Below are 20,674 nucleotides of genomic sequence, written 5' to 3'. Positions count from 1 at the left end.
CAAGAATTTAATTAAGAACCTAAAAAATAAATCGTATGAAAAATTTATTTTACTGTTTACTACTATCTTTTTTTTATTTTTCGGCTAGTGCACAAACGGCGTCTGAACCTTCATTAGAAACTATGAGCACCACTAATAATGTAGCACCCGATGAACAAAATGATTATAATGTAGAAGAACTTCCTTGGTATAGAAGACGTTTCAAATTTACAGCAGGTGCTTTTATGCCTATAAACAATACAGAAATAAGGGTTGGGAACAGTAGCGGCAGTATAGGAACTGATATTGACCTTGAAGATGACCTTGGTTTTACAGAAAGTACAGCCTCTTTCCTAGCTTCTTTTGAATGGAGAGTTTCCAGAAGATCAAGATTTAGTCTTGAATATTTTTACTTAAACAGAGACGCGACCAAAACCATCGATAAACAAATAGAATTTGGAGATGAAGTGTTTGATCTTAATGCAAAAGTATCCGCTTTTTTTGATACCCAAATAATTCGATTTGCATACTCCTATGCTATTCTGTCCAAACCAAAATATGAGGCAGGATTATTAGTCGGAGCACACGTGCTTTTAGGAGATATGGGGTTAAAATTAGAAGCCAACGGGCAAACTGCTGAAGTAAGAGATAATTTTGACTTTACAGCTCCTCTGCCTGACGTTGGGATATGGGGTGAATTTGTAATTAGCAAACGTTTTGGTGCCTATGCCAATGTAAATTACCTTTCTGCTAAGATTGATAATGTTGATGGTAGTATTATAAGTTACAACGTATCTGTTTTATATAATGTTTACAAAAACTTTAATCTAACCGCTGGCTATACCGGTCTTACTTTTGACTTAGATGTAGAAAAGGAAAACAGAAATGGCTATCTCAAATGGGGATATAACGGACCTGCAATAACCGTTTCATATAATTTTGGATCACATGTTTTACCAAAAAAATAAGCAATCCACTAAAAACATTAAAAAGCAGCAACAATAAATTTGCTGCTTTTTTTTATGTTGCAAAAACAACTCTTTATTGATATTTCTTCTCCGGAAGATGTTCAAATAATTTCTACTTACTTGTTAGTCTGTGAGAGTACAATTAAAACAATTGCCAGTAATGCTAAAAAAAGACCTGCAAAGTTCATTTTGGTTAGTTTTTCCTTAAAAACTAAAACGCCAGTAAGGCTGCCTATTATAATAACCCCCATATTCATTCCTGCAAAAACGGTGGAAGGATTTTGGGCAAATGCCTGATGTGCTTTCAAGTAGAAAAGTACATTTCCAAAATTAAAAACGCCAACCAAACCTCCAAAAAGAATGCTTTTGCTGCTTACTGGCACCTTTTTAAAACCGACTTCATAACCAACAGCACCAATCATTATCGTCATGGCTATGCCAAAAACAACAAATAGCGAGGTTGTATAAGGCAAATCCGTATAAATAGCAATTTGTTTAAAAAGAATGTCTATAACTCCAAATCCAATCAAAACTGCAGCAGGATATCCCCATTTATTTTCAGTATTCCCTGAAGGTTTTGTGAGAATAAGCAATAATGCCGGAAATGCTATCAAAAAAGCCGTAACCTTATATGTATCGAACTCTTCTTTAAAAATAAGCCAAGCAGCCAGAATGGGAATAAATAAGGAAAGTCGTTGGGCCGCATCGGTTTTTACGATTCCCATATGTTTTATCGAGGCCGCCAAAAAAAGAAAAATAGATGGCAATAAAATCCCCAGTGCAGCATAAATTCTCCAAGGTGCTGTACTTCCTAAAGCACTAAGATCAGGGCTGAATGAAAAATAACAAAGCAAAAGAGCAATCACATAATTTGTAGCAACGATTTGAGGAATACTAATGGTATAATGACGAGCAATTTTAAACAATACCCCAACAGTAACGCTGCATACAATACTTAAAATTAGAAATAGCATAAAATTATATTTAAGTCGCAAAAATACTACTTATATTAGGATCGGTCTTGCTCCTGAAATTAAATTCTCAAAAGATATTTTGGGACTGGAGGATAAAATTTGTAAAGAATAACTATTCCAAATTCATAAATAGTTTCAATAATAAATTTTAAAATCCAAGGCTTCACACAGTTCTTTGTGGTTCTTGAACATGTTTCTTTTAATGGCTTCCATCTCCACATAATTTTGACACATCTCAAAATACAAAACGTCAAATACGGTGCTTGAGATAAAATCAATATTTTTCGCATAGCCCGAAATAGCCAGAGCTCCCGTTTTATGTAAAAACTCTTTGGCCTTTTTTTCTTGTATAAAAAGAGTTTTGCAACTGCCAAAATGAACAATTTTATCCTGCAACAGATTTTCGAACTGATTGCTAATCTGATCCAATGTATAGTGTTCTTCGCCAATTTGAATTTTACTTTTCCTCCCGTGAAAGGCTAAATAAATAATGGAATATTTTCCATAAATTCTTTTGTCGCCGGTAAGTGTGAATAAACGGTTGCAAAATTCTTCATAAGTGGAACAGGTTTTATAAATGGTGTCAATCTCAAGGTTGGCTTCCAGTAATTGCAAGGCACTTTGCACCGAACTTTTTTTACGTAAATCCGATTCCCAATCGCCTTCTAGGCAAAAGATGTTTTTATCATATAAATTGGCTATTGACATGATTTTAACTGTTTAAAGTACCAGCATACAGTGAAACACAAAGTTCACTATTTTTAAATAATTAAAAATCAAAAACTTAAGTTCTTTTCAGAAATCGTTGTGAAATAAGTATCCTCTTCCAATAGTTGTTGAATTAATTAACCTATCAATCGCTCTTCAACCAACCCGTAATACTCATTCGGGTATTTTTAGTTACTAAAACTTCATGGACCAACTCGTCACTTTTAAAGAAAACGGTTTTGCCTTGAGTAGGTGAAATTTTTTGATTGTTGTCTAATTGATGAATTAGCAGTTCTCCTCCATCGCTTTCTTCCCAATTGCTATTTAGATAACTAATCATGGAGTACTTCCGACTGGGATTGTTTTTGAATTGATCCAAATGCTTGAGATAAAAATCCCCTGATTCATACAAAGAATAATGGAATTCATAACCTGTTATTCCTGCATAACAACTGGTATTTAGATACTTAATAAATTCTTCGATTTGAGCAAAGAATTCATTTTCAAATGCGTTGTTGTGCTTTTTGTCAAGCCAATAAATAGAATCACTTCGTATGGCTCCATCATAAGAAAGTTTCTCAGCATTCCCAATTCCAGCGGCTTTCAATAAGCTATCCTGATTTAAAGCCAGTAGATTTTTCTTTAAATTATTGGCCAATGTGGCACTCAAAAAATGATCCGATATACCTACCTTATTTTCAATATATGTAGCAATCAAAGCTTCAAAGCTATTTTCCATGTCTGTTTTTTATTGACTGAAAAGACTGCCAACGGGACAAGGTAGACTAAATAAAATCGTTATCGTATCATTATGAAATAAATAAACAAAATTCCTGTAATTTAACCTTTTAAAAAGCTTCATTTGTTGCAATAGACCGTCAATTCACTAATAAAAAAAAAGGTCAGCTACGATTGCTAACCTTTTTTTATTTTACAGCTTACTGATAAAGCTTCCGTAAATATCCTTGAACTGATGTCCTTCTGAAAAGCGATCTTTACTCAGTTTTTTGTATTCTACTAAGCCCCAAAGGATAAATTCTTTCATGAAAAATTTATCTTCTTTTTTCAGTTCCGGTTGGTATTTCTTGATTAAAATTTCAAGCGGAACAATACTTCCCAGAATTCTTTGATATTCCTCATCCGAACAATCGTCAAATAATTCGAAACCGCTTTCTGCAAAAAACCATTCAATGACATCGGTGTATGGCGTTTTCTCACCTTGTTTTTCGAGTTTTTCAATTTTTGGAAAATAAGCAGGAAAGAAGGTATGAATGGCATCACCAATTAAATGCTGTGCCACTTCCGCAGCTCCTTCCTGTTCTCCCTCATATACTAATTCTACTTTTCCGGTAATGGATGGAATAATTCCCATAAAATCCGATAGCCGTAAAGTGGTTTTATCAGCACCCGATTTCAAAGCCCTACGCTCAGCAGTACTCAATAAGTTCTCAAATGCTGTAATACTCAATCGCGCACTCACACCACTTTTATGGTCGATATATTCACTTTCTCTAGCTTCAAAAGTAATTTGTTCCAATAAATCTTTTGCCAATGAAGGAACATAGACCAAATCGCTTTGTGCTACATCCAGTTTAGCTTCTTGTTCTGTTATGGTTCTCGCAATTTTAATAGTTTCAGGATAATGCGTCAGGATCTGCGAACCTATTCGGTCTTTCAATGGCGTTACAATACTGCCACGATTTGTATAATCCTCGGGATTAGCCGTGAAAACAAATTGCATATCGAGTGGCAATCGCAATTTAAAACCACGAATTTGAATATCACCTTCCTGCAAAATATTAAACAAAGCCACCTGTATTCTTGCCTGTAAATCCGGTAATTCGTTGATAACAAAAATGCAGCGATTTGCTCTTGGAATCATCCCAAAATGAATTACACGATCATCAGCATATGAAAGTTTCAAATTGGCCGCTTTTATGGGATCGACATCACCTATTAGATCGGCAACAGTAACATCGGGTGTAGCCAATTTTTCATAGAAACGATCGCTTCGGTGCAACCAGGAAATCGGTGTATCATCACCTTCGGATTCAATAATATCTTTGGCAAAACGCGACAGAGGCTGCAATGGATCATCATTTATTTCTGAACCAGTGACAAACGGAATATACTCGTCCAGCAATTCAATCATTTTACGCGCCAATCTAGTTTTGGCTTGACCGCGAAGACCCAACAAATTAATATTATGACGGGATAAAATAGCACGCTCCAATTCAGGAATAACTGTGTTTTCAAATCCGTGAACACCTTCGAATGTAGGTTTCCCTGATTTTATTTTTTCTCTGAGATTGGAACGCAATTCGTCCTTAATACTTTTGCTTTGGTATCCTGATTTTTTTAATTCGCCTAATGTGTTTATGTTTTCTATTTTCATGTTTTATATTTAAAAATTGAAAGATTTAAAAATCAATATACTTTGTTTTTCTAAAAAGTTTTTTTGACTGCGCTCAGTGTACCAACTAAAAAACTTAGATTCTTAGTAACTTAGAACCTTTATAAAAGTACTTCAACTTCGCTAAGCGTGACAATCGAAAACTGAGACTGTGATTAAAAACTATTTTACTCGCTTCTTCCTATTCGTTTCATAATCTTCAAAAATCATTTCTCCCAAACCTTTCAGTCCGGTATAAAATGCTTTCCCCTGATTGGCTTCGGTAAACCGATTGACAAATTTTTGCAAATACGGATCATTAGCAATCATAAAAGTGGTGATGGGAATATGTAATTTTCGGGCTTGTTGTGCTTGAGTATAACATTTGTCCACGATATACTCGTCTAGACCATTACTGTTCATATAATAGGAACCGTCTTTTTCTCGCACACAACTCGGTTTGCCATCGGTAATCATGAAAATTTGTTTGTTAGTATTTCGTTTCCGACGAAGTATATCCATGGCAAGTTGCAGTCCTGCCACCGTATTGGTATGATAAGGACCCACTTTCAAATATGGTAAATCTTTGATGGCAATTGTCCAAGCATCATTTCCAAAAACCAAAATGTCCAAAGTGTCTTTAGGATAACGAGTAGTGATTAATTCGGCCAAAGCCATCGCTACCTTTTTGGCTGGTGTGATTCGGTCTTCACCGTACAAAATCATACTGTGACTGATGTCTATCATCAATACCGTACTCATCTGTGATTTGTATTGGGTTTCTTCGACAACCAAATCATTCTCGGTAAGATGAAAACCATCTACTCCATTATTGATTTGGGCATTTCGCAAACTCTCGGTCAGAGAAATACGTTCTAATCCGTCACCGAAATGAAACTCCCGAAATTCTCCGGTATGTTCATCCCCATTTCCGGTATGTTTCGTTTTGTGATTGCCACTTCCGGAACGTTTTAAATTACCAAAAATATTGTCTAATGCTTGTTGCCGAATAGCGCGCTCCGTTTTGGAAGTGATTCCCAGTCCGGGTGTTCCGTCGTCTTTGAGTTCTTCACGGATGTAACCTTTTTTCTTTAGATCTTCAATAAAATCATCAATCGTATACTGTTCATCGGTGAGTTTATATTCTTTGTCCAATTCCCGCAGCCAATCAATTGCTTCATCAAAATCTCCCGAAGTATGTGTGATTAACTCTTTGAAAATCGCAAAGAGTTTATCAAACGGAGACTGGAATGGCGCTTCGTATTGCTTGAAATAAAATCCTTTTCTACTATCATTTTTCATAGAAAATAAATTTACATCATTTTAAAACGCCTTTCTAACAAACGTTTATTAATTTTTCGTTAAAAACAATTAATAAAATTCCCCATCTACATAGAACCATTTTCCATTTTCAAGTACAAAAGTGGAATGTTCGTGGTGTATTTGATTCTGTTTATTACTGTCCTGAAAATAGGCTTTAAACTCCACCGTATTTTCGGTAGTCTTAATAATTTCAAGTTTTTGCCATTGATTACTGATTGCCCAGTTATGAATATCCGATTTCGAATGATACTTTCTTTCTTCTTGCTGTGTTGTAGCAACTAAATAATCAACGGCATGTGTGGCGTAAGCCGAATATCTGGAACGCATCAAAGACTCTGCAGTTGATGCGTTTTGAATTCCTTTAATTAAAGGTTCACAACAATCGGCAAAGCTTTTTGAAGAACCGCAATAACATTTATCTGAAGTCATTTTTTAATAAAAACTTAAATTTGCCCATCAAGTTCCACTATTCTTTGGTGCAATTGATTCAATAAAACCTGGTAACGGCTTAATTCCATTAAATCTTCATCATCTTCTGAATAATCAAGTAACTCATCCAATTCCTCACTAACTTCAGCCAATTTATTATTAGCCTCTCTCCCATTTCTACTGGCGATCAAATCAATTATTTCCTGAACACCAATTTTTAAATCATCAAAATTATTTTTTTTCATTGTTTTGGTTATTTAGTTAGTCTTCGGCGGTTTTGCTCTCATTAAATTTCTTCGTGATTTCCTTTAATTTTTCCTTACGAAGAATTTCTGCCTGCTTAACTTTATTCTGCGCTTTATGCAACTTATCGTTGTGCTTTTTTATATTTCTTTCGTTGTTTCTACCCATTGTATTTCTCTTTTTATTTCTTCCAAAGTCTTATTGGTAAAAATTAGTTCATTTATAATTTTTTGTCTCAGAATATCCAAATCATCATAATCAAAATGTTTGGCCCAAGAAGTCAGATTTTGCAAATTTCGAATCTGTTTTATTCTTTTAGTAGTTTCAAAACTTGTCCGAAGTACCGCTTTATTATCGTATTCAGGATTATTTTTATGTTGATAATTAACCGTATTTTTGATATAATCGGCCTTTATGTAATACAGTTTATCCAAAGCATTGTCCGGATAAAATGCTGTCCAGGGAGCAAAACCCAGTTTAATTTTTGATTCAGTTTCCGGCTCCAAAGGCTCTAATCTCCATTTACTGTTCGCCAAGCGTCCCCAATGATTCGATAAGCGATACATTCCTTTTTTTGTATAATAATAGGTGCTGCCAGATTTACTTTCATACTGCACCGGCAAACCTTCAATTGCCTTCCTGTTTTCTTCTTTAAATATACAAAAGGTATTTTTGAAAGAATTGGGACTGGGGCGAAATACTTTTTCCATGAAAACAAAGGTAATGAGAAACTCTAAAACATTACGAAACAAACAATAATTGATTAACTTTGCAACTTGAAATTCTTAAATTAAATTGATCATGTCCAAATCTTCACAAGAAAAAATGCTGCAAAAGGGAGTTTACACCGGAATAATGGAAAAAGATGAAAACGGCAATTATTTTTGTGGTGAATATCTTTTGGATTATAAAATGGCACAAGCCAATCATACTGTTGGTGATTGGATTACCATAAAATCTGTAATTGAAAACCCAAGTGATATCAGTTATAACAAATACCCAAAGAAGTCAAAAAACTTCGACAAAGCCAATAATAAGCCTCAACAATAAATACGGCTTCTCACTTTTTTCGCATTCAAAAAAAGACCATTGATTGAATATTTTTTTTGGATAAACCAAAAAGTTAAAAAAAAGTGTACCTTTGCAAAAAATTTGTCGATTTTGAATTTAAATAATACTGAATTCATACTAAAAGACAAGTAGTTACCTTATTTATGAAAAAAATAGTTGAATACCGCAAACTGCTAAATGTAGACAAAACTGCTGAGCTTAAAGATTTAAAAACAATCTACCGTAATGCAATGAAAGAAGCGCATCCTGATAAATTTCAAGGAGACGAAGCTGGATTAAAAGAAGCAGAAGAAAATAGTAAAAAAATTATTGAAGCCTACCACTTTTTGGTTAGTATCAATCCTGAAACTATTAAACAAAATTTACCAGAATACACTGAAACTATCTCAACTTCTACCATTACGGATTATAAATTCGTTGAAGGTCGATTGATTATTAACTTTTCAAACGGAAGTGTTTACGAATACATCAGTGTTCCTAAAGCAACTTATGTAAAAATGGTTAATGCTGATTCTCCTGGAAGATTTGCAAAAAGACATATTCTTAATTCTTTTACTTGGAGAAAAACAATCAACCAAGACTAGTTTTATTGTACATTGAACAGAAAAGCACTCCCAAAAAGAGTGCTTTTTTTTTATACATATAATTCTTGATTTACCAATAAAATAACGTTCGTAATAATTAATTTACAAAGTATTGCACAATAAACATGTTTTTAATAGTTTAGCCAAACCAAACTAACTATAATTAAACCTACTTATTATTATGAATACCCCTTGCAAATTATACAAACGGCAATATAAAAAAGCAAAAGAAACCCTTGACCTGCTTGAAACACAGAAATCTCAAATCGATTTCAAATTAAAATCAAATCCTGTATGTCCTGATTTACACAAAAAATTAAGATTGATAAATCTAGATATCAAGATTACTAATAATGAATTGGAACAGGCTGAATCTGACATTGAAGAATGCGAATCGAAATACAATTTTTCAGAAATGGAGACTCAGCTCTTTTAAATCTATTTTTAGTTCATTATTTCTATTAAATAGTCCAAAAAAAACACCATTCTCTTCCGTTCAGTTAAAAAACAAAAACTATAACAAAAATTTAGCCTGTAAAATTGTTGATACTTTATAATTTTAAATACTTTTGCAGACTTAAATCAATTAACTAATTTATAATGAAAAAAATAATTTTATTACTTTCTGCTACTGTTGTATTATTTTCTTGTAGCAAAGTTGGAAAAGATGAATACCTTATCACAGGTACTGCAACAGGGGTTGAAAATGGTAAAACAATAATCCTGGCTACACAAGATACTAATGGTATGTTAGTTGCCAAAGATACTGTAAAAGTTGAAAATGGTAAATTTGTAATGGAAGGTAAAATCACTGAACCTGCATTTTACACTATCCAACTGGAAGGTGCACAAGCGCCAGTCCCTTTTATTTTAGAAAATGCTGAAGTTACTATCGCTATTAACAAAGATAGTATTCAAAAATCAAAAGTTTCAGGAACTTATAACAACGATGAGTACGTTAAATTTAACGAGGAAATCACAAAAGTTCAAAAGAAATTGATTGATTTTCAAACTAAAAACACACAATTGATGAATACAGCACAACAAACTAAAGACACTGCTGTAATCAATGGTTTGATGAAAGAATTCGCAAAAATTCAACAAGAAGTTGGTGAAGCCTCAAAAGCTAAATACGTTACTTATGCTGAATCACACCCAAAATCTTTTATATCTGCTTTAATCGTTAAAGGTATGCTTAATGACCCTAGCACTGATGTAAAAAAAGCAGAAGCTTTATACAACAGCCTTGACGAGTCATTAAAAAACACAAAACCAGGTAAAGACGTTAAAGCTAAACTAACTGAAATGAAAGCTCCTTCAGTTGGTGCTACTCCTCCTCCAGCTCCAGCAGCAGAGGAAGCTAAATGAAGAACAGATTTTTCAGCTCCTAATCCTGAAGGAAAAGTAATTTCCCTGAAACAGAGTTTAGGAAAAGTTACAATAGTTGATTTTTGGGCATCATGGTGTGGTCCTTGTCGTCAAGAAAATCCAAACGTTGTAGCAATTTATAAAGAGTTCCACTCAAAAGGTCTTAATATTATTGGCGTTTCTTTAGACAAAGATGCTAAAGCTTGGAAAGAAGCTATCGCAAAAGATAAATTAACTTGGACACAGGTTTCTAATCTAAAATTTTGGGATGAACCAATCGCAGCTCAATACAAAGTCGAATCTATTCCTGCCACATTCATATTGGATGCATCAGGTAAAATAGTTGCAAAAGACTTGAGAGGTGATGCCCTTCGAGCAAAAATTTCAGAACTTTTGTCTAAATAAAACATCAATTCTACCTAAATAAAAAAAATCTCCCTTGTGGAGATTTTTTTATTTTATTCAATACCAACAGGTTAAAAATAATAGTAAAATTAAGTGCAAATATTGTTTGGAAACTTCAAAACAGTTGCTATATTTGCACCCGGTTATCGCAATAAGCTATACCAGTTCAGTCTTGGGGAGATACTCAAGCGGCCAACGAGGGCAGACTGTAAATCTGCTGTGTGAACTTCGCAGGTTCGAATCCTGCTCTCCCCACAAAAACTCTTCAAGCAATTGAAGAGTTTTTTTTTATACAATTTTGCCCTGCCCAGAGCAAATATTTTTTTTTCTATTCAGACAGCAATTTTATAGAGAACATTACAAAAAAAAGTCCCGATAGTTATCGAGACTTTTTCAATTATATTATTCTTTTATTTATTCCAAAATAAAATTGACGCTTACGTTAGCTGTAATATTGATTTCACCTATTGCCAAAGTTTCTCTTGGTGCCGCTTCGCTATCCATCGCCATTGTTTTCATGGCTCCATATACTGGCTGAGGATAATAAGTTTGTGAGTTATCAGAAATAGTAATCGCTTTACCTATTTTTTGCCCTAATACTGATACATAATCCTCCGCTTTTAGTTTAGCCTCTTTCATAGCCAATTTTCTGGCTTCCGATTGGTATTGCGCTAACTTCGATGATTGGAAAGTTACATTGTCAATTCTATTTATTCCTTCACCAACTAAACCTTCCATCAATTCATCATACTTTGATAAATCTTTCAACAAAATTTCAATGGTTTGAGTCGCATTGTAACTGTGTTTCTTCTTCTCATAGTCGTATTGAGGATTCAAAGAAACACGCTTGGTTTTAAAATCCTCCGGAGCTAAATTCATTTTTTTAATGAATTTCAAGACAGCTTCTATCTTTTCGTCGTTTTGTTTTTTAACGTCTTTGGCATTATTCCCCTTTGTTTCCACAGTGACAGCTATTGCTGCCTGATCTGGAACCACTTTTACTTTGCCTTCTCCGTTTACGATAATTTGAGGAATTTGCTTAACTTCTTGTGCCTGTGATACTGTAATGAACAGAATTGCTAAAACTAATAATGCTTTTTTCATTTGAATAAAATTTTAATTATTTTGTATAACTTCCCTTTCAAAAGTTGTGCCATTATAATTTTCCCATTTTTTCCATTACGAAAAGAATCACAATAGGAATCGCCAATAAAACAACCATTAAAGTATGATCTGTGAATAATTGGGGCTCTTTGATAAGTGTAATCAAATAACCACCAATAGCGCCTCCAAAATGCGCCGTATGCCCAATATTATCATTCTTTGCTTTCATTCCATAAATAGAATACAGCAAATAGAGTATTCCAAAAAGGTAGGCAGGCATCGGAATGATAAAAAAGATCCCCAACATCATATCCGGCTGCAATAAAATAGCAGAATACAATACTCCGGTTACCGCTCCAGATGCTCCAACAGCTCTGTAACTATAATCATTTTTATGAAAAACCATAGTCAACAAACTGCCAAATATCAAACTGCCAAAATAGATCAAACCAAAAGATAATTCGCCCAAATAGTTCATCACTACTGGAGCAAAAAACCAAAGTGTCAACATATTAAAAATTAAATGGGTAATATCTGCGTGCAGAAAACCAGAGGACAACATTCGGATTTGTTCACCCGAACGAATGCTGCCAACATGAAATTCGTATTTTCTAAAAAAAGCATAATCATTAAACCCCTTGTAGCTAATTAAAACATTTGCAACAATTATTGCAATTAAAATGGTACTCATAAATTGGTATATATTTTTATTAAAATGTAAATCTAAGTAATATTATAATTCTAAAATTCATCAGAACTCATAAACTGTCTATCGAAAGGATTTTTTGAATTATATTTGTCGAAATTTCAAAAAATGCGTTACTTAATTTACCTTATTGTCTACCCTTTTTTATGGTGTATTTCGATACTGCCATTTCCTTTATTATATCTGTTTTCAGACTTCATCTACTACATTGTTTATTATGTAGTGGGATACCGAAAAAAAACTGTTCGGGAAAATTTAGCTATGGCATTACCTCATCTGTCTGCTGAGGAACGATTAGTAATAGAAAAAAAGTTTTTTCACCATCTGTGCGACATGTTTTTGGAAATGATCAAAACAATGACTATTTCACAAGCCGAAATGGAAAAACGTTTTGTTTTTACAAATCTTGAAATATATAAAGAATTAGAGAAAAAAGAAAAAAGTGTTGCCTTAATGTGTGCTCATTACGCGAGCTATGAGTGGTTGGTATCCATGAATTCTTATACTACATTTGAAAGTTATGGTATTTATAAAAAATTAAAGAATCCTTACTTCGATAAGTTAGTCCGTAAAATTCGATCTAAATTTAAAGCCAGCCTAATTACAACGAAGGAAACCATTCCTACTATTATCGAGAACAACAGAATCAAAAAACTTTCACTGTACGGGTTTGCCAGTGATCAATCACCCAGAGCAAATTCTGCATACCATTGGACTAAGTTTATGGGTATCGAAACGCCAGTGCATACAGGAGCCGAAATGCTGGCTAAACGATATAATATGAATGTTATTTTCCTTAAAACAAAAAAATTAAAAAGAGGGTATTACGAATCCAGTTTTGAAATTCTTTCTGAAAATGCAGAAGAAGTTCCAAATTACGAAATTACAGATCATTTCTTAAAACTCGTAGAACAACAAATCTATGAAGCACCTGAGTACTATTTATGGACTCACAAGAGATGGAAACACAGTCGTTAGAGGTAGAGTGTTCAGTAATCACGCAGTATTCAGTCTTGGTGATCAGTTAAATAAAAAATCACTTATTCAAAAATTATAATTTTTGAATAAGTGATTTTTTATTTAATTCTATGAATCTATGAATCTTTACAAAGAAAACCATTCTTTCACTAATTCATCCTCTATTGGCTGAGCCTGCTTGTGAATAAATTCATTGGTCTCTCTATTATAGTCATAGTCCAAAGCCCACGTTTTATGATTTTCCGCCAATGATTTGATACTATTGCAAACAAATTCAATTTCAGCATTGGTAGTGGTCGGATGAATCGACATTCTGATCCAGCCCGGTTTTCTGATTAAATCACCTAAACTAATTTCATTAATCAATTTATTGGATGCTTCCTGATCGACATGCAGAAGAAAATGACCATAGGTACCGGCACAACTGCATCCGCCACGTGTTTGAATTCCGAATTTATCGTTTAGCAACTTCACGCCCAAATTGAAATGTAAATCTTCAACAAAAAAAGAAATTACTCCTAATCTATTATGATGTTGACCGGCAAGAATTTTGATATTTGGAATATTTCCCAATTCTTGAAAAACATAATCTACAATCTCATGTTCTCTCTTCAATATATTCTCAATTCCCATTTGCTCCTTTAACTGAATAGCCAATGCGGTTTTTATAACTTGAAGAAATCCCGGTGTTCCCCCATCTTCCCTATCTTCGATATTATCTATATATTGGTGCTCCCCCCAAGGATTGGTCCAAGAAACGGTTCCTCCTCCAGGACAATCAGGGACCATATTTTTGTATAACTTTTTATTAAAAACTAAAACACCGGAAGTTCCTGGGCCACCAAGAAATTTATGTGGCGAAAAGAAAATAGCATCCAAGTATGACTCTGGATCCTCAGGATGCATGTCGATTTTCACATAAGGTCCTGAACAGGCAAAATCAACAAAGCAAACACCATTACGTTCATGCATTAATTTTGCAGCCTGATGATAAGGTGTCTTAATTCCGGTAACATTTGAACAAGAAGTTATAGAAGCAATTTTGTAAGCCCTGTCTTTATATTTTTCTAATAAAATAGCGAGATTCTCCAAACTAAAAAGGCCGTCTTCCGTCGATGGAATTACTTCAACATCGGCGATGGTTTCCAGCCAAGAGGTCTGATTGGAATGATGTTCCATATGTGAAATAAACACGATAGGTTTCATTTCGGCTGGAAGGTTTATAAAATCTTTTAGATTTTCGGGTACTTTCAAACCTAAAATACGTTGAAATTTATTGACTACCCCCGTCATTCCGGTTCCATCAGTGATCAGAACATCATCAGTACTGGCATTTACATGATTTTTGATAATATTTCTGGCTTTAATATAAGCCTTTGTCATTGCAGTTCCTGAAACTGTTGTTTCGGTATGTGTATTGGCTACAAAAGGACCAAACTCGTTCATTAATTTTTCCTCAATAGGACGATATAATCTTCCGCTTGCAGTCCAATCCGTATAGATGATTTTCTTCTTGCCATAAGGAGATTCAAACTCCTGATCGATCCCAATAACATTCTTACGAAATTGATCAAAGTATTGTTCTAATTGGGTCGAAATTTTAATATTTGTCATTGTATTATCCATTTGATTACAAATATATTGTTTTTTGAATGGATTTAGTTGTTTGAAAATGTTAAAGAAATCTTGAAAAATCCATCCACCCCTTTTGCCATCCATACAAGATTACAAAAACGCAAGAATCAATAAAAAAACAATCCACAAACCAACACATAGACAATTCATTACTAAATAATTAAATTTTATTTTAGTAAGTTTTTGTATAGTCGTAAGATCCTATTTGATGTGTTTTTGTAGGGAACTATTATTACTATTTAATCGATTGGTCACCCTAAATTTGAAATTCAAAAAAGTTCCAAAAAACATTTTTCAAAGTACTTCTGTAAAACTTATAAAAACTCATCCTACTAATGATCAAAATAATAGTACTTTTTATTCTCAGTTTTGTTATCTCTTTTCTCTCTCCTCTTTTTGCCCAAAGTCCAAAACGCGGTATTGCATATGGTTCCCATTCCGTAGCAGACATTACTGCGCTAAAACCAGGCATTTCTTGGTGGTATAACTGGTCTCCGGTTCCAGAAACTGCCGTTAATGCAAGTTATGCTTCTTTAGGAGTTGAATTTGTTCCAATGGCGTGGGGCAAAATCAATAATCCAGATTCATTTATTGCCAATATAAAACCAGGAGCTAAATATTTGCTTGCTTTTAATGAGCCTAACTTTAATGATGGAGCAAAATTAACTCCCCAAGAAGCGGTTAATGCATGGCCAAATATTGAAAAGATAGCCTCCGCAAAAGGTTTGAAAATTGTTAGTGCATCACCTGCTTACAATGGACCTGATAATTATGGCGGCTATCAAAGTCCTATTGCCTGGCATGATGAATTTTTTAGGCTCTGTCCAACTTGTATCGTAGATTATATAGCCTTTCACACTTATGATGATACTGCTGCTTCGGTTATTGGAGTAACCAATGGTTTAAAAAAGTACAACAAACCTATTTGGGTAACTGAATTTGCTAATCGAGTAATTCAAACCAGTACCGAGAAAATCAATTTCATGAAAGACATTTTGACAAGTTTTGAAAACGATCCAGATATTTACAGGTATTCTTGGTTTACCGGCAGAGTTCCTGCAAACTGGACAGATATGTTGGAAGGACAATTATTAAGTCCAACAAGTGGTGTTTTAAAACCTATAGGCTCAGCATACATAAATGTGCCTTATACTGCAAAAAAAATGAATGTTCCCGGTCTGATTCCTGCTAAAAAACATTATCGACGTAACGGTACCGGTTTGCAAAATACAACTGATAGCGGAACTGGGCAAAATGTTTGTTTTATAAACCCTGGGGACTGGGCAGAATATATGATTAATGTAGCAAATGCCGGATTATACAGTATGAAATTCAGATTAGCATCTCCTGCAATTCCTGGTAAATTTGACATTAGTGTAAACGATGTTATTGTAAAAACGGATGAATCTTTCCCTATAACAGGTGCTTGGCAAACGTATGCAGATAAAATAGTCAGTGGAATTACATTGCCAAAAGGAGAAGTCTATCTCAAAATTATTTTTAAAACTAAAGACTTTAATTTTAATTATATCGATGTTACTGCTGAATCAGCTCTTGGAACAGACGATATTAAACTGGAAACGGATTCCAATATCTTTTCTCCAAATCCTTTTACAAATGAAGGCACATTCAAAATTAAATCAGTAACGAATGAAAAATTAGATTTAAAAATCTTTGATATAAAAGGAATTGTTTGCTATTCCTCTGATGCTTTTTTCACCAACCAAGACATCAAAATTGGGGCTGATCTTGCCAAAGGCATATACATTGTGTCCGTAACTTATGGGACTTCACAGCAATCGTTCAAAGTCATTAAAAATTAATCTTTCAAAAAAAAATAACCCTTTCAGAGTGGATTACTTTGAAAGGGTTTTAAATTTAAATAGCAGTGTTTTTATATTCCTGCCACTGCTTTTATTTCATCTATAATTCGTAATGCTAAATCATCTGCCAATTTTTGAGAAGCAGCTTCTGTATAGATACGAATAATTGGTTCCGTATTCGATTTTCTTAAATGAACCCAATTTTCAGCAAAGTCAATTTTTACTCCATCGATAGTTGTGATATCTTCATTTTTGTATTTTTCTGTCATTGCTACTAAAATCGCATCAACATCAATTTGTGGTGTTAATTCGATTTTATTTTTACTCATATAATACTCCGGATAAGAAGCACGCAATGCAGAAACAGTCATTTTTTTGTTGGCCAAATGCGTCAGGAATAAAGCCACACCCACCAAACTGTCACGTCCGTAATGCAATTCCGGATAAATAATTCCTCCGTTTCCTTCACCACCAATTACAGCATTATTCTTTTTCATCAATTCTACTACATTTACCTCACCTACAGCACTGGCTTCGTAGCTGCCATTATGTGCATTCGTTACATCACGCAAAGCACGTGAAGAAGACATATTCGAAACAGTATTCCCTGGAGTTTTGCTCAACACATAATCCGCACAAGCCACCAAAGTATATTCCTCTCCAAACATTTCTCCATCTTCACAAATGAATGCCAAACGGTCCACATCCGGATCTACTACAATACCTAAATGCGCTTTTTCTTTTACTACCAATTCTGAAATATCCGTCAAATGCTCTTTTAAAGGTTCTGGATTATGTGGGAAATGACCATTTGGTTCACAATATAATTTCACGACTTCCACTCCCATCAATTCCAATAATTTTGGAATAATGATTCCTCCAGAAGAGTTTACACCATCAACCACCACTTTGAATTTAGCTGCTTTTACCGCATCCACATCTACCAAAGGCAAATTCAATACCTCATCAATATGAATGTCCATGTAAGCATCATTATTCATTACAGCACCGATACTGTCCACGTCCGAAAAATCAAAAGCTTCGGCTTCGGCAATTTGTAATATTTTTTCTCCTTCAATACCATTTAAGAATTCTCCTTTTTCATTCAGCAGTTTTAAGGCATTCCATTGTTTTGGATTATGAGATGCAGTCAGGATAATTCCTCCTTCAGCTTTTTCTAAAGGAACAGCAACTTCAACAGTTGGTGTAGTCGAAAGTCCCAAATCAATCACATCAATTCCAAGACCGATTAAAGTGTTTACCACCAAATTATGAATCATAGGTCCAGAAATACGGGCATCACGACCTACAACAACGGTCAATTTTTCTTTTCCTGTATAACTTTTCAACCAAGTTCCATAAGCAGAAGCAAATTTCACTGCATCAACCGGAGTCAGATTATCTCCTACCTTTCCTCCTATTGTTCCTCGAATTCCTGATATTGATTTTATTAATGTCATTTTTTTATATTAATGGTTATTTGTTACAAATATAAAAAAGTTGCTGAGTTTCTGAGGTGCTAAGTTTCTAAGTTTTTTTTTAAATTCATTAACTAAAAAGAATGGCTCTAAGAATTCGATAGTGAAACTTTTGCCTCAATTTTTTATTTTGAACTAATGTATGGTCAATTAAAAGTTTATACATTTACGAAAACAAACTTAGAATCTCAGTTTCTAAGAATCTTAGCAACTTAATAAAAAATGAACTTCCTAGCACATATCTATCTTTCTGGTGATAACGATTTGGTTAAAATCGGCAATTTTATGGCTGATGGAATTCGGGGGAAGCAGTATGAAAATTTCCCGTACGAGATTCAAAAAGGAATTCTTCTGCATCGAACCATTGATACTTATACTGACGCGCATCCTATTTTTAGACAAAGTACAAAACGTTTACACAAAAATTACCATCATTATGCCGGTGTAATTGTAGATGTTTTTTATGATCATTTTTTAGCCAAAAATTGGAACACTTATTCGCCAGAAAAACTCGAAGAATATGTGGAGCGATTTTATCAATCCTTACATCAAAATCGTGACATACTAACGTCCCGAACCCAAGGTTTGATGCCTTACATGATTCAACACAATTGGCTAGTCAGCTATCAAACGGTGGAGGGAATCAAGCGAATTCTTACACAGATGGACAGCCGCACCAATCAGCAATCAAAAATGCGTTTTGCTACCAATGAACTTTTAGAATTCTATTCGGACTTTGAAGCCGAATTCACTGCTTTTTTTGAAGATTTACAAACCATTTCATTAGAAAAATTAACCCAGTTATGAGAAAAATAATCCTAAGTCTCGTTTGCGCTTTTATTTGTTTGTCGGCCAACATCGCAATATCGCAAACCGGTTTGGTTGCACAAAAAGCTATGGTCGTTTCAGCTCGTGAAGAAGCCTCCAAAATAGGTGTCGAAATCATGAAAAAAGGCGGTAATGCATTTGATGCAATGGTTGCCACTGAATTGGCTTTGGCTGTAGCCTATCCTTATGCCGGAAACATTGGCGGCGGCGGTTTCATGGTATTCCGAAAAGCAAATGGGGAAGTCGGGTCTTTGGATTATCGTGAAAAAGCTCCATTGGCAGCAACCAAAGATATGTTTTTGGACAAAGATAAAAATGTCGTGAAAGGAAAAAGCACCGAAACATCTCTTGCAATTGGTGTTCCCGGCACTATTGCGGGAGTATTTGCAGTACATAAAAAATACGGTTCCTTGCCGATGTCCGAAATTATGAAACCAGTAATCGCATTGGCGGAAAAAGGTGTTATTGTCACCCAAAAACAAGAACAACGATTGCATGATTACAGGGATGTGATTATAAAAGCAAATGGAGAGAAAACAAAATTTGCCACTGTTTACAAACAAAACGATACGATCAAATATCCTGAATTAGCCGAAACTTTAAAAAGGATTTCCAAAAACGGCAGAGATGAATTTTACAAAGGAAAAACAGCTAAAATATTAGTCCAATATCTGAAAAAAAATGGCGGTATCATTACCTTGAAAGATTTGGCAAAATATGAAGCAAAATGGAGAACGCCTTTAGATTTCAACTATAAGGATTTAAAAATAATTTCTATGGCTCCACCAAGTAGTGGCGGAATTTGTTTAGCCGAAATCATGAAAATGATAGCACCTTATGATTTATCTAAAATGGGACATAATTCCCCAGAAGCCATTCAAGTAATAGTAGAAGCCGAAAGAAGAGCTTATGCCGACAGAAGTGTTTATTTAGGTGATCCTGATTTTGTAAAAATTCCTTTAAAAGAGTTAATGAATGATGTCTATCTGAAGCAAAGGATGTCAAATTTTACTTTTGAAAAAGCCACTTTATCATCGGATATTAAAGAAGGAAAAGTAAAATATAACGAAAGTACAGAAACCACCCATTATTCTATTGTAGATCAATTTGGTAATGCCGTTGCTGCTACGACTACAATCAATGACGGATTCGGATCCAAATACTATTGTGATGAACTGGGATTTTTTCTAAACAACGAAATGGATGACTTCAGTGCCAAACCGGGTGAACCCAATATGTTTGGATTGGTAGGAAATGAAGCCAACAGCATTGCTCCCGAAAAAAGGATGCTGAGTTCAATGACTCCAACAATTGTAGAAAAAAACGGAAAATTATTTATGGTTGTAGGCTCACCGGGAGGCTCTACCATTATTACATCTGTATTGCAAACTATATTAAATGTTTACGAATACAACATGAGCATGCAGGATGCGGTAAACGCTCCACGTTTTCATCACCAATGGCTGCCGGACTTGATCACTTTTGAGCCGAATACTTTCGAAGCTAAAACAATTGAAACATTGAAAGCCAAAGGATATCTTATCAATGAGAAAACTACGCCCGTTATAGGAAAAGTAGATGCGATTTTGGTTTTACCAAATCAGGAACTGGAGGGTGGTGCAGATTTTAGAGGAGACGATAAAGCAGCCGGTTTTTAAAAAGATTTGAACTAAAAACT

At 34.4% G+C, this 20,674-nt stretch carries 21 protein-coding genes, 1 tRNA gene and 1 pseudogene; 11 read left to right on the top strand and 12 right to left on the bottom strand.

The features are described 5' to 3' along the window. The first annotated feature begins 35 nt into the window (after window positions 1-35). The gene (locus tag ABEB23_RS03840) at window positions 36-947 is read left to right on the top strand and encodes a hypothetical protein (protein WP_348811049.1); all 912 of its coding nucleotides are present in this window, start codon (window positions 36-38) and stop codon (window positions 945-947) included. Window positions 948-1,063: 116 nt separating this feature from the next. On the opposite strand, the gene ABEB23_RS03835 is transcribed toward ABEB23_RS03840, so the two are convergent. From ABEB23_RS03835 to ABEB23_RS03800, 8 genes are all read right to left on the bottom strand, one after another. Next, on the bottom strand, window positions 1,064-1,921 hold the full coding sequence (locus tag ABEB23_RS03835) for an EamA family transporter (RefSeq protein WP_348811048.1): 858 nt from the start codon (window positions 1,919-1,921) through the stop codon (window positions 1,064-1,066). Window positions 1,922-2,056: 135 nt separating this feature from the next. Next, entirely contained in the window at window positions 2,057-2,629 is a 573-nt protein-coding gene (locus tag ABEB23_RS03830) for a DUF6642 family protein (RefSeq protein ID WP_348811047.1), read from the bottom strand. 145 nt (window positions 2,630-2,774) lie between these two features. After that, on the bottom strand, window positions 2,775-3,368 hold the full coding sequence (locus ABEB23_RS03825) for a 2OG-Fe(II) oxygenase (protein ID WP_348811046.1): 594 nt from the start codon (window positions 3,366-3,368) through the stop codon (window positions 2,775-2,777). Between the two features lie 192 nt (window positions 3,369-3,560). Continuing rightward, window positions 3,561-5,024, bottom strand: coding sequence for a magnesium chelatase (locus tag ABEB23_RS03820; RefSeq protein WP_348811045.1), 1,464 nt, complete (start codon window positions 5,022-5,024; stop codon window positions 3,561-3,563). A gap of 180 nt (window positions 5,025-5,204) precedes the next feature. Next, entirely contained in the window at window positions 5,205-6,323 is a 1,119-nt protein-coding gene (locus tag ABEB23_RS03815; RefSeq protein ID WP_348811044.1) for a vWA domain-containing protein, read from the bottom strand. Between the two features lie 69 nt (window positions 6,324-6,392). After that, on the bottom strand, window positions 6,393-6,773 hold the full coding sequence (locus ABEB23_RS03810; protein WP_348811043.1) for a YchJ family protein: 381 nt from the start codon (window positions 6,771-6,773) through the stop codon (window positions 6,393-6,395). Between the two features lie 14 nt (window positions 6,774-6,787). After that, on the bottom strand, window positions 6,788-7,018 hold the full coding sequence (locus ABEB23_RS03805; protein WP_348811042.1) for a hypothetical protein: 231 nt from the start codon (window positions 7,016-7,018) through the stop codon (window positions 6,788-6,790). A 138-nt stretch (window positions 7,019-7,156) separates the two neighbouring features. Continuing rightward, a complete protein-coding gene (locus tag ABEB23_RS03800; RefSeq protein WP_348811041.1) occupies window positions 7,157-7,726 on the bottom strand; it encodes a hypothetical protein in 570 nt (189 codons plus the stop codon). Between the two features lie 91 nt (window positions 7,727-7,817). Here ABEB23_RS03800 and ABEB23_RS03795 point away from each other — a divergent pair, with 91 nt between their 5' ends. The 6 genes and pseudogenes from ABEB23_RS03795 (at window position 7,818) to ABEB23_RS03770 (ending at window position 10,699) form a co-directional block, all read left to right on the top strand. After that, a complete protein-coding gene (locus ABEB23_RS03795; RefSeq protein ID WP_348811040.1) occupies window positions 7,818-8,066 on the top strand; it encodes a hypothetical protein in 249 nt (82 codons plus the stop codon). A gap of 164 nt (window positions 8,067-8,230) precedes the next feature. Then, complete coding sequence (locus tag ABEB23_RS03790; RefSeq protein WP_348811039.1) at window positions 8,231-8,671, top strand: KTSC domain-containing protein; 441 nt, start codon at window positions 8,231-8,233, stop codon at window positions 8,669-8,671. A gap of 181 nt (window positions 8,672-8,852) precedes the next feature. After that, window positions 8,853-9,107, top strand: a complete 255-nt coding sequence (locus ABEB23_RS03785) for a hypothetical protein (protein ID WP_348811038.1) — start codon at window positions 8,853-8,855, stop codon at window positions 9,105-9,107. A 164-nt stretch (window positions 9,108-9,271) separates the two neighbouring features. Beyond that, on the top strand, window positions 9,272-10,039 hold the full coding sequence (locus ABEB23_RS03780) for a DUF4369 domain-containing protein (protein WP_348811037.1): 768 nt from the start codon (window positions 9,272-9,274) through the stop codon (window positions 10,037-10,039). Window positions 10,040-10,057: 18 nt separating this feature from the next. Beyond that, window positions 10,058-10,444, top strand: a pseudogene (locus tag ABEB23_RS03775) (TlpA family protein disulfide reductase); the annotation flags it as partial. Window positions 10,445-10,618: 174 nt separating this feature from the next. Next, window positions 10,619-10,699 (top strand) — tRNA-Tyr (locus ABEB23_RS03770). A 159-nt stretch (window positions 10,700-10,858) separates the two neighbouring features. On the opposite strand, the gene ABEB23_RS03765 is transcribed toward ABEB23_RS03770, so the two are convergent. Beyond that, window positions 10,859-11,548, bottom strand: a complete 690-nt coding sequence (locus ABEB23_RS03765; protein WP_348811036.1) for an SIMPL domain-containing protein — start codon at window positions 11,546-11,548, stop codon at window positions 10,859-10,861. Window positions 11,549-11,600: 52 nt separating this feature from the next. Beyond that, a complete protein-coding gene (locus tag ABEB23_RS03760; RefSeq protein WP_348811035.1) occupies window positions 11,601-12,239 on the bottom strand; it encodes a rhomboid family intramembrane serine protease in 639 nt (212 codons plus the stop codon). Window positions 12,240-12,362: 123 nt separating this feature from the next. On the opposite strand from ABEB23_RS03760, the gene ABEB23_RS03755 reads away from it, so the two are divergent. Next, complete coding sequence (locus ABEB23_RS03755; protein WP_348811034.1) at window positions 12,363-13,232, top strand: lysophospholipid acyltransferase family protein; 870 nt, start codon at window positions 12,363-12,365, stop codon at window positions 13,230-13,232. 126 nt (window positions 13,233-13,358) lie between these two features. Here ABEB23_RS03755 and ABEB23_RS03750 read toward each other — a convergent pair whose 3' ends face one another. Beyond that, complete coding sequence (locus ABEB23_RS03750; protein WP_348811033.1) at window positions 13,359-14,846, bottom strand: aminotransferase class V-fold PLP-dependent enzyme; 1,488 nt, start codon at window positions 14,844-14,846, stop codon at window positions 13,359-13,361. Window positions 14,847-15,202: 356 nt separating this feature from the next. Here ABEB23_RS03750 and ABEB23_RS03745 point away from each other — a divergent pair, with 356 nt between their 5' ends. Beyond that, entirely contained in the window at window positions 15,203-16,690 is a 1,488-nt protein-coding gene (locus ABEB23_RS03745) for a glycosyl hydrolase (RefSeq protein WP_348811032.1), read from the top strand. Window positions 16,691-16,761: 71 nt separating this feature from the next. Here ABEB23_RS03745 and glmM read toward each other — a convergent pair whose 3' ends face one another. Further along, complete coding sequence (glmM, locus tag ABEB23_RS03740) at window positions 16,762-18,150, bottom strand: phosphoglucosamine mutase (RefSeq protein WP_348811031.1); 1,389 nt, start codon at window positions 18,148-18,150, stop codon at window positions 16,762-16,764. Between the two features lie 240 nt (window positions 18,151-18,390). Here glmM and ABEB23_RS03735 point away from each other — a divergent pair, with 240 nt between their 5' ends. Together ABEB23_RS03735 and ggt are read left to right on the top strand one after the other, a co-directional pair. Beyond that, window positions 18,391-18,975 (top strand): acyl carrier protein phosphodiesterase, encoded by a 585-nt coding sequence (locus ABEB23_RS03735; protein ID WP_348811030.1) that lies wholly within the window; start codon window positions 18,391-18,393, stop codon window positions 18,973-18,975. Beyond that, window positions 18,972-20,654, top strand: a complete 1,683-nt coding sequence (gene ggt, locus ABEB23_RS03730; protein ID WP_348811029.1) for a gamma-glutamyltransferase — start codon at window positions 18,972-18,974, stop codon at window positions 20,652-20,654. The genes ABEB23_RS03735 and ggt overlap by 4 nt, the downstream gene beginning before the upstream one ends. Window positions 20,655-20,674 lie beyond the last annotated feature (20 nt).

It is taken from the genome of Flavobacterium maritimum (assembly GCF_040049085.1).
GTDB lineage: Bacteria > Bacteroidota > Bacteroidia > Flavobacteriales > Flavobacteriaceae > Flavobacterium > Flavobacterium maritimum.
Note: the sequence above shows the minus strand (reverse complement) of the source record. Positions and strands in the feature narration are given on the sequence as shown.

What these genes read in the sequence shown, in the direction of transcription:
- ABEB23_RS03840 (WP_348811049.1), top strand. Translation starts at nt 36, where the DNA reads ATGAAAAATTTATTTTACTGTTTACTACTATCTTTTTTTTATTTTTCG.
- ABEB23_RS03835 (WP_348811048.1), bottom strand. Translation starts at nt 1,921, where the DNA reads ATGCTATTTCTAATTTTAAGTATTGTATGCAGCGTTACTGTTGGGGTA.
- ABEB23_RS03830 (WP_348811047.1), bottom strand. Translation starts at nt 2,629, where the DNA reads ATGTCAATAGCCAATTTATATGATAAAAACATCTTTTGCCTAGAAGGC.
- ABEB23_RS03825 (WP_348811046.1), bottom strand. Translation starts at nt 3,368, where the DNA reads ATGGAAAATAGCTTTGAAGCTTTGATTGCTACATATATTGAAAATAAG.
- ABEB23_RS03820 (WP_348811045.1), bottom strand. Translation starts at nt 5,024, where the DNA reads ATGAAAATAGAAAACATAAACACATTAGGCGAATTAAAAAAATCAGGA.
- ABEB23_RS03815 (WP_348811044.1), bottom strand. Translation starts at nt 6,323, where the DNA reads ATGAAAAATGATAGTAGAAAAGGATTTTATTTCAAGCAATACGAAGCG.
- ABEB23_RS03810 (WP_348811043.1), bottom strand. Translation starts at nt 6,773, where the DNA reads ATGACTTCAGATAAATGTTATTGCGGTTCTTCAAAAAGCTTTGCCGAT.
- ABEB23_RS03805 (WP_348811042.1), bottom strand. Translation starts at nt 7,018, where the DNA reads ATGAAAAAAAATAATTTTGATGATTTAAAAATTGGTGTTCAGGAAATA.
- ABEB23_RS03800 (WP_348811041.1), bottom strand. Translation starts at nt 7,726, where the DNA reads ATGGAAAAAGTATTTCGCCCCAGTCCCAATTCTTTCAAAAATACCTTT.
- ABEB23_RS03795 (WP_348811040.1), top strand. Translation starts at nt 7,818, where the DNA reads ATGTCCAAATCTTCACAAGAAAAAATGCTGCAAAAGGGAGTTTACACC.
- ABEB23_RS03790 (WP_348811039.1), top strand. Translation starts at nt 8,231, where the DNA reads ATGAAAAAAATAGTTGAATACCGCAAACTGCTAAATGTAGACAAAACT.
- ABEB23_RS03785 (WP_348811038.1), top strand. Translation starts at nt 8,853, where the DNA reads ATGAATACCCCTTGCAAATTATACAAACGGCAATATAAAAAAGCAAAA.
- ABEB23_RS03780 (WP_348811037.1), top strand. Translation starts at nt 9,272, where the DNA reads ATGAAAAAAATAATTTTATTACTTTCTGCTACTGTTGTATTATTTTCT.
- ABEB23_RS03765 (WP_348811036.1), bottom strand. Translation starts at nt 11,548, where the DNA reads ATGAAAAAAGCATTATTAGTTTTAGCAATTCTGTTCATTACAGTATCA.
- ABEB23_RS03760 (WP_348811035.1), bottom strand. Translation starts at nt 12,239, where the DNA reads ATGAGTACCATTTTAATTGCAATAATTGTTGCAAATGTTTTAATTAGC.
- ABEB23_RS03755 (WP_348811034.1), top strand. Translation starts at nt 12,363, where the DNA reads ATGCGTTACTTAATTTACCTTATTGTCTACCCTTTTTTATGGTGTATT.
- ABEB23_RS03750 (WP_348811033.1), bottom strand. Translation starts at nt 14,846, where the DNA reads ATGACAAATATTAAAATTTCGACCCAATTAGAACAATACTTTGATCAA.
- ABEB23_RS03745 (WP_348811032.1), top strand. Translation starts at nt 15,203, where the DNA reads ATGATCAAAATAATAGTACTTTTTATTCTCAGTTTTGTTATCTCTTTT.
- glmM (WP_348811031.1), bottom strand. Translation starts at nt 18,150, where the DNA reads ATGACATTAATAAAATCAATATCAGGAATTCGAGGAACAATAGGAGGA.
- ABEB23_RS03735 (WP_348811030.1), top strand. Translation starts at nt 18,391, where the DNA reads ATGAACTTCCTAGCACATATCTATCTTTCTGGTGATAACGATTTGGTT.
- ggt (WP_348811029.1), top strand. Translation starts at nt 18,972, where the DNA reads ATGAGAAAAATAATCCTAAGTCTCGTTTGCGCTTTTATTTGTTTGTCG.